This window comes from Pantoea sp. RCC30.1 (genome assembly GCF_058148845.1).
In genome coordinates this window covers 1-8,332 of the sequence record NZ_JBXUHX010000045.1, presented here as the reverse complement: position 1 = coordinate 8,332, position 8,332 = coordinate 1, and the positions used below count along the sequence as shown (strand labels likewise).

General features: G+C 52.9%; 8 protein-coding genes and 2 tRNA genes. 1 reads left to right on the top strand and 9 read right to left on the bottom strand.

The genetic code is table 11. The features are described 5' to 3' along the window. Window position 1: 1 nt before the first annotated feature. The 8 genes from AC2LB6_RS22860 to tam form a co-directional block, all read right to left on the bottom strand. Window positions 2–78 (bottom strand) — tRNA-Arg (locus tag AC2LB6_RS22860). An 8-nt stretch (window positions 79–86) separates the two neighbouring features. After that, a tRNA-Ser gene (locus AC2LB6_RS22855) sits at window positions 87–179 on the bottom strand. A gap of 282 nt (window positions 180–461) precedes the next feature. Beyond that, window positions 462–647, bottom strand: coding sequence for a carbon storage regulator CsrA (csrA, locus tag AC2LB6_RS22850; RefSeq protein ID WP_008927091.1), 186 nt, complete (start codon window positions 645–647; stop codon window positions 462–464). A 248-nt stretch (window positions 648–895) separates the two neighbouring features. Then, window positions 896–3,523, bottom strand: coding sequence for an alanine--tRNA ligase (gene alaS / locus AC2LB6_RS22845; protein WP_490095232.1), 2,628 nt, complete (start codon window positions 3,521–3,523; stop codon window positions 896–898). A gap of 133 nt (window positions 3,524–3,656) precedes the next feature. Further along, entirely contained in the window at window positions 3,657–4,175 is a 519-nt protein-coding gene (locus tag AC2LB6_RS22840) for a regulatory protein RecX (protein WP_490095231.1), read from the bottom strand. A gap of 123 nt (window positions 4,176–4,298) precedes the next feature. Continuing rightward, the gene (recA, locus tag AC2LB6_RS22835) at window positions 4,299–5,369 is read right to left on the bottom strand and encodes a recombinase RecA (RefSeq protein WP_090965670.1); all 1,071 of its coding nucleotides are present in this window, start codon (window positions 5,367–5,369) and stop codon (window positions 4,299–4,301) included. 95 nt (window positions 5,370–5,464) lie between these two features. Continuing rightward, the gene (pncC, locus tag AC2LB6_RS22830) at window positions 5,465–5,959 is read right to left on the bottom strand and encodes a nicotinamide-nucleotide amidase (protein WP_490095230.1); all 495 of its coding nucleotides are present in this window, start codon (window positions 5,957–5,959) and stop codon (window positions 5,465–5,467) included. A 105-nt stretch (window positions 5,960–6,064) separates the two neighbouring features. Beyond that, complete coding sequence (tam, locus tag AC2LB6_RS22825) at window positions 6,065–6,841, bottom strand: trans-aconitate 2-methyltransferase (protein ID WP_490095243.1); 777 nt, start codon at window positions 6,839–6,841, stop codon at window positions 6,065–6,067. Window positions 6,842–7,008: 167 nt separating this feature from the next. Here tam and AC2LB6_RS22820 point away from each other — a divergent pair, with 167 nt between their 5' ends. Continuing rightward, a complete protein-coding gene (locus AC2LB6_RS22820) occupies window positions 7,009–7,896 on the top strand; it encodes a dihydrodipicolinate synthase family protein (protein ID WP_490095229.1) in 888 nt (295 codons plus the stop codon). A gap of 34 nt (window positions 7,897–7,930) precedes the next feature. On the opposite strand, the gene AC2LB6_RS22815 is transcribed toward AC2LB6_RS22820, so the two are convergent. Further along, window positions 7,931–8,266, bottom strand: a complete 336-nt coding sequence (locus AC2LB6_RS22815; protein WP_490095228.1) for a zinc ribbon domain-containing protein YjdM — start codon at window positions 8,264–8,266, stop codon at window positions 7,931–7,933. Between the last annotated feature and the right edge of the window lie 66 nt (window positions 8,267–8,332).

Below are 8,332 nucleotides of genomic sequence, written 5' to 3'. Positions count from 1 at the left end.
ATGGTGCATCCAGGAGGATTCGAACCTCCGACCGCTCGGTTCGTAGCCGAGTACTCTATCCAGCTGAGCTATGGATGCATCGAAAATGGCGGTGAGGGAGGGATTCGAACCCTCGATACAGCTTTTGACCGTATACTCCCTTAGCAGGGGAGCGCCTTCAGCCTCTCGGCCACCTCACCTTACGCTTTCTTTCGAACTGTGCGTCTGAACGTTGTTTCTGCTCATCGGCACTGCGTGGCGCACATATTACTTTCCCGGACTTTTAAGTCAAACAATTTTTCCGAAACTTTGTTTGATTGAGCAAATCACACACAATTGGGACAAAATGGCGACAAAAAGAGTGAATTATCAACAATGAAAGATGATGACGTTAACAAAACAGGAAGGAGACGGGAGAATAGAAAGAGAAGATTTTTAGACAAAGCGGTAGCGCCTCGCACAGGTGCGAGACGCTGAATCCGTTAAACGCTGGTTTGTTGCGTTTTTTCAGCCTGGATGCGTTGATAGATCTCTTCGCGATGCACAGACACTTCTTTCGGCGCGTTAACCCCAATACGAACCTGGTTACCCTTAACACCCAGCACCGTTACAGTTACCTCATCACCGATCATGAGGGTTTCACCAACTCGACGAGTTAGAATAAGCATTCTTTGCTCCTTGAAAGATTAAAAGAGTCGGGCTAGTACAGGCTCCCGGCATTATCCATCATTTAACGCTGCACATTGACTATGAGAAATACACCAATGCACATCGATGCGCCAATACATTCTGCTGATAGTTAGTTTAGCCGAAATACACTACATCAACCTGACTTTGTCATTTGCTGCTTTAGCATCGTATTAAAAAGCGCCGGAACCGGGGTTCTGACGCTTTTTACAATGCCTTGTTCTATGTGTTACAGGCGGCTGTTAACCCAGCTCTCAACCCCTGCCAGAGCGCCTTTCAGCGCTTCGGTATCAGTACCACCAGCTTGTGCCATATCAGGACGGCCACCGCCCTTCCCGCCAACCTGCTGTGCCAGACCGGCAATCAACTCACCCGCTTTAACGCGGTCAGTCAGATCTTTGGTCACACCCGCAATCAGCGACACCTTACCTTCAGCAACCGTCGCCAGCACAATAATCGCCGACCCCAGTTGATTCTTTAGATCATCAACCATGGTACGCAGCATTTTAGGTTCGACATTGTTGAGCTCACTGACCAGCAGTTTCACTCCCTTAACGTCGATGGCATTGCTGCTCAGTGAAGCGCTCTCCTGCGCGGCTTGCTGATCGCGCAGTTGCTGCAACTCTTTCTCCAGAGCCCGCACATGATCAACCAGACCGCGTACTTTCTCGTTCAGGTTGCTGCTGTTCGCTTTGACCAGCTGCGCCAGATCCTGCAACTGGCTGCTCTGCGCATTGACCTGCGCCAGCGCGCCTTCACCGGTAATCGCTTCGATACGACGGATACCCGCTGCAGTCCCTGACTCAGCCTGAATACGGAACAGGCCGATATCACCGGTGCGCGCAGCATGGGTACCACCGCACAGCTCAACCGAAAAATCACCCATGGTCAGAACGCGCACGCGCTGATCATATTTCTCGCCAAACAGTGCCATTGCACCTTTAGACTTCGCCGCATCCAGATCCATCACTTCGGTTTCTACCGGCAGGTTGCGGCGAATCTGCGCATTGACGATATCTTCGACCTGACGAATCTCCTGAGGTTTCATCGCTTCGAAATGCGAGAAATCAAAACGCAGATACTTGTCGTTAACCAGTGAGCCTTTCTGCGCCACATGCTCACCTAAAACCTGACGCAATGCGGCATGCAATAAGTGGGTTGCAGAGTGGTTAAGACGGATGCGTGCACGACGTGCCGCATCAACCTGCGCCTCAAGGCGATCACCGATACGCAACTGCCCTGCGGTCAGCTTACCGACATGACCGATTGCCTGACCATATTTTTGTGTATCCTGGACGTTAAATTCAGCATTCTTCCCTTTCAGCAGACCGGTATCGCCTACCTGACCACCCGATTCGCCATAAAATGGCGTTTCATCCAGTACGACCACGGCATCCTGACCTGCCGTCACTTCATCAACCGCCTCGCCCGCAACGTAGAGCGCTTTAACTGTGGCGGCTAAATCGAGCTGGTCGTAGCCTTTAAAGGATGAAGCAGCATCGATGCGAATAACATTGCTGTAGTCAGCACCGAAACCGCTGGCTTCACGTGCGCGCTGACGCTGCTGCTCCATCGCCTGCTCAAAGCCCGCTTCGTCGATTTTCAGATTGCGTTCGCGGCAGACGTCAGCCGTTAAATCAGCCGGGAAGCCAAAGGTATCGTAAAGACGGAAGACGATTTCGCCATCCAGCGTGTCGCCCTGCAGTTTTTCCAGCTCTTCGTCCAGCAGCGCCAGTCCGCGCTCCAGTGTTCTGGCAAACTGGTCTTCTTCGCTTTTCAGCACCTGCTCAACCTGAGCCTGCTGACGCTGTAACTCTTCGCCTGCAGAACCCATGACCTCAACCAGTGGTGCAACGAGCTTATAGAAGAAGGCTTCTTTGGCGCCCAGCATGTTGCCATGACGCACGGCACGACGAATGATACGACGCAGCACATAGCCACGGTTCTCATTCGACGGAATCACGCCATCGGCAATCAGGAAAGCACAGGAACGGATGTGGTCGGCAATAACGCGCAACGATTTGTTACTGAGGTCAGTCGCACCGGTGACCTGTGCAACAGCCTGAATCAGTTTCTGGAACAGGTCGATTTCATAGTTGGAATTGACGTGTTGCAGAACGGCAGAAATGCGCTCAAGGCCCATTCCGGTATCAACCGACGGTTTTGGCAGCGGCAGCATGGTGCCATCAGCCTGACGGTTGAACTGCATAAAGACGATGTTCCAGATCTCAATGTAACGGTCACCATCTTCTTCCGGGCTACCCGGCGGGCCACCCCAGATGTGATCGCCGTGATCGTAGAAGATCTCGCTGCATGGACCACAAGGGCCGGTATCGCCCATCTGCCAGAAGTTATCTGACGCATACGCGCTGCCCTTGTTGTCGCCGATGCGAATAATGCGCTCGCGTGGCACACCGATTTCATTCGCCCAGATATCAAAGGCTTCATCATCGGTTTCATACACTGTCACCCACAGACGCTCTTTTGGCAGGCTGAACCACTGCTCGCTCGTCAGCAGTTCCCAGGCAAAGCCAATCGCCTCTCTCTTGAAGTAGTCACCAAAGCTGAAGTTACCCAGCATTTCAAAGAAGGTGTGGTGACGTGCGGTGTAACCGACGTTTTCAAGATCGTTGTGTTTACCGCCTGCGCGTACGCAGCGCTGTGATGTGGTCGCACGTGTGTAATCACGTTTGTCCTGACCGAGGAACACATCTTTAAACTGGTTCATCCCGGCGTTAGTAAACAACAAGGTTGGATCGTTATTCGGTACGAGGGAGCTGCTGGTTACAACCTCATGTCCCTTGCTATGAAAAAAGTCGAGAAACGCTTGACGGATCTCAGCAGTGCTCTTGCTCATATATGTCCTGGAATCACGCTAACGAACGTTCCCTCTGATCGGCGCGGCCACATTCTCGTGGTGCCTGATTAGCGGAACAAAAAGTGGGAATAAGATAAATTTTCTTCGGTGGGAAGTAAAATTACATCGGCTTTTAGTCATCAAAATTTCTGAAAATGGACTGGATATCGTCGGTCTGAAAGCCCTTTGACTGCAGATAGCGTAGTACTTTCGCTTTCTCCTTCCACTCTGTGGGCAGCGGATGTCCGAATTTTCTTTCAGCCAGCTGAGCCGCGCAGGCCGCCCAGTCGACTTCCGTCTCTTCCATTGCAATATCAATGTCTTCACGGCCGATACCTTTCTGGGCCAGTTCAAGGCGCACGCGCTGCGACCCAAAGCCTTTACGGCTTCGGCTCTGAATAAACCGTTCGGTGAAGCGTTCGTCGTTTAACCAGCCGCTGTCCTGGCACCAGTCCAGCACCTGCTCCAGCAGCGTTTCGGTGATAATTTCGGGCTCTTTTTTCTGTGCCCATGCGGCACGCTGAGCTGACTGTTGCAGCTTGCGGGCTAATTCTGCACGGCTGTGATCGCGCTGACCCAGGATACGCATCGCACGGTCAAGCAGACGAGAATAAGAGACGACATTAGGTTGGGGCTGAGAGGGTTCAGTCATACTGCGCACCTTGTACAAACAGAGGGAGATTATGGCGACAGAACAGGACAGAGGGAAGGCAAGAAAGGTAATAGAGGGGGGTAAAAACTACGGGAGAGGCTTTTGCCCCTCCCGCATCAGAGATTAGAAGTCTTCGTTCGCTTCACTTGCTGCGTCTTCTTTCTCAGCAGCCTTGTCGGCTGCTGCGAGTTTTTCATCAGCGCCGTTGAGCAACATCTCACGCAACTTCAGATCAATTTCGTTTGCCACAGCAGCATTCTCTTTCAGGAAGTTGCCGGCATTTGATTTACCCTGACCAATCTTGTCGCCATTGTAGCTGTACCATGCACCCGCTTTTTCAATCAGCTTGTGCTTCACGCCCAGGTCGACCAGCTCGCCAAAGGTATTGATACCTTCGCCGTACATAATCTGGAACTCAGCCTGTTTGAATGGCGCGGCGATTTTGTTTTTCACCACTTTAACGCGGGTCTCACTGCCGACCACGTTATCGCCCTCTTTGATTGCACCGATACGACGGATATCAAGACGGACAGAGGCGTAGAACTTCAGCGCGTTACCACCAGTGGTGGTTTCCGGGTTACCAAACATCACACCAATTTTCATACGGATCTGGTTGATGAAAATCAGCAGGGTATTGGACTGCTTCAGGTTACCGGCCAGTTTACGCATCGCCTGGCTCATCATACGTGCCGCGAGGCCCATGTGTGAGTCACCGATTTCACCTTCAATTTCCGCTTTAGGCGTCAGAGCCGCAACGGAGTCGACGATGATCACATCAACGGCACCAGAGCGCGCCAGCGCATCACAGATTTCCAGCGCCTGCTCACCGGTATCGGGCTGAGAGCAGAGCAGGTTATCAATATCTACGCCCAGTTTCTTGGCGTAAACCGGATCCAGCGCATGCTCAGCATCGATAAAGGCACAGGTTTTGCCTTTACGCTGTGCAGACGCGATAACCTGCAGGGTCAGCGTAGTTTTACCGGAAGACTCTGGTCCGTAGATCTCAACGATACGGCCCATTGGCAGACCGCCAGCGCCTAATGCGATATCCAGCGACAGCGAGCCGGTAGAGATGGTTTCCACATCCATTGAGCGATCTTCACCCAAGCGCATGATGGAGCCTTTACCAAATTGTTTCTCAATCTGGCCAAGCGCGGCAGCTAAAGCCTTCTGTTTGTTTTCATCAATCGCCATTTCAACTCCTAATCAAGCCGGGTAAACACGCACTCAGAGTGCCTGTACTCTTTCTGTTGCCGACAATTATACTGTATAGTCATACAGTATCAAGTTTAATTTGTCAGAAATTCGCCATACAGTTTCTGTAAGGCCCATGCCACCGACTGGCGGCGAACGGCATCACGATCGCCGTTAAAATGCTGCTTAAAAGTCAATACGTTATCTAGTGGCCCGGCAAAGCCAAACCATACCGTGCCCACCGGTTTTTCTTCACTGCCACCATCCGGACCGGCAATGCCGCTGACAGAGATCGCATAGTCAGCATGAGCCGCCTTGCGGGCACCCAGCGCCATCTCACGTACCACCGCTTCACTGACCGCGCCATACTGCGCCAGCGAGTCAGCCTGAACATCCACCAGCTGCTGTTTAGCCTCATTACTGTAGGTCACAAAACCGCGTTCGAACCAGGCAGAGCTGCCGCTGATATCGGTAAAGACTTTGGCAATCCACCCCCCCGTGCAGGATTCCGCACAGGTTACGGTGGCATTGCGCTGCTTCAGCGTCTCACCTATCTGCGCACTAAGCGCCTGCAACTGCTGATCATCCATTACGTCTTCTCCCTGGGCTGTGGGTTGAAGGTGGTGCAGAAAAACCGCTTTTTCAAGGGCACTCACCTCTGTTGCATTGTTTTTGCGACCGCCTTTCCACCGCGTTTACCCTTTTTTCATCGCAACCATGAAAAGACGCGGGAAGGCGAGCAGAACCTGACCATCGGCCTGAGCCGGATAGGCGGTAAGCAGAAGCTGATGATAATCAGACAGAAAAGCCATCTGTTCAGACGCATCCAGCATCGCCAGGAAAGGCCGTAAGCCGGTCGCCTGCAGCCAGCTGATAATGGCCTGCGCATCGGCCATCACGTGATAATAGGTGGTACGCCAGATATCCACCTCACAACCGGACTGCACCAACAGATTGTAGTACTCGCCCGTGGAAAGCAGCTGTGTACGTTCAGCGGCAGCAGCATTGATGCGTGAACGCCAGCGCTCTGTTGCCGCCACCTCGCGCATCAGTTGATGCGACGGTTCGTTGAGGTTATCAGGCATCTGGATCGCCAGCACGCCTCCGGTTGCCAGCTGGCTGACAAGATGAGGAAACAGCGAGGCGTGATTATCGAGCCATTGCAGCGACGCATTGGCGTAAACCACCTGCTGCGGCGCATCTGCCTGCCAGCTGCGGATATCCGCCTGGACAAAACGGCAGTTCGGCAGGCGTTCACTGGCCTGAGATAACATCGCCGCTGAACTGTCGAGTCCGGTGACCTGCGCCAGCGGCCAGGCATCGGCGAGCAGCTCGGTACTGTTGCCGGGCCCGCATCCCAGATCGGTTACCTGCTCAACCTGTTCCAGGCTGATGCGCGCCAGCAATTCGCGGGCTGGACGGGTACGTTCCGCTTCAAATTTGCGATACAGCACAGGATCCCACTCTTTCATCATGACCTCTCGCTCAGTTATCAGATGCATCCGCTTACTGAGACGGACGAAAGACGAAAAAGTGCGACTCGTTACTCACTTTTGAATCATGCGCTGGCAGAGACTGGCTGGAATAATTAAGTTAAAACACTGTTTCATTTTTTTAATGTCCGATTCAGGAGTCAGCTATGAGTGAAAAATCGGCCTTTACCGGTGTCTGGTGCCCTACCGTCACCCCGTTCAATGCGCAGAGTGCCGTCGATATCGACGCGCTCGGGCGACACTTTTCCCGCCTCAATGACTCCGGTATCGATACCCTGCTGGTGATGGGCAGCATTGGCGAGTTCGCCTCACTGACGCAGCAGGAACGCTTACACCTGATTCAGGAAGCCAGACCTTTGTCACCGCTGAAGATGGTAGCGAACATCTCGGCGACCTGCGTGCCTGATATGCTTGAGCTGGCTGAAGCCGCCTGGAAAAATGACTTTGATGCGGTGATGGTACTGCCGCCCTACTATTACGGTCAGACGCAACAGCAGCTGATGCACTACTTCGAAGCGCTTGATTCGCAGCTGGGGGGTAAATGGTTTGCCTATAACTTCCCGGCACGCACCGGCTGCGATCTGACGCCAGCGCTGATTGCCGCTCTGGCAGCAAAGCTACCCAACTTTATCGGCATCAAAGATACGGTGGATTGCCTGTCGCATAACCGGGCGATGATTGAAGAGACCCGCAAGGTACGCAGTGATTTTGCCGTGCTGTCGGGGTATGACGAATACCTGCTTCCCAATCTGCTAGCGGGGGGTGCCGGGGTAATTTCAGGCCTGAATAATATTGTGCCGGAGTACTTTGCAGAGATGATGGCCGCATGGCGGACGGGCAATCTGCCTGAGCTGACGCGTCTGCAGCAGCAGATCGGCCGGCTAATGGCGATTTACACTATTGGCGATGATTTTGTGACGACAATTAAAACGGCCGTGGCGCGACGTTATGACTCGATGAGCAGTAACTCACGTAACTATGGAGGCACGCTGAATGCGGAACAGTGCGACGCAATCGATCGGCTGTTCAGCTAAAAAGAGAGGCGGGCGCATCCCTGCGCCCGGGATTTCAGTTCTTTTTCACAAACTCAGATTTTAATTTCATCGGACCAAAACCATCGATTTTACAATCGATGTTGTGGTCCCCTTCAACCAGGCGAATGCTTTTCACTTTGGTGCCGATCTTCAGCGATGAGGAGCTGCCCTTCACCTTGAGATCTTTGATCACCGTGACGCTGTCGCCATCTGCCAGCAGATTGCCGTTGGCATCACGCACTTCCAGCGATCCGTTGCTGCTGTCATCCTCTCCTTCGGTCCAGATATGACCGCAGGAGGGGCAGTTGAGATTATCACCATCTTGCCAGGTGTAATCGGCGTGACAAGCTGGGCAGGCAGGTAAAGACATAACGACTCCAGAGATATCAGTGGCTGTGTGGCCTGAAAAAGGGCGTCATCATATAACCTTACAGTT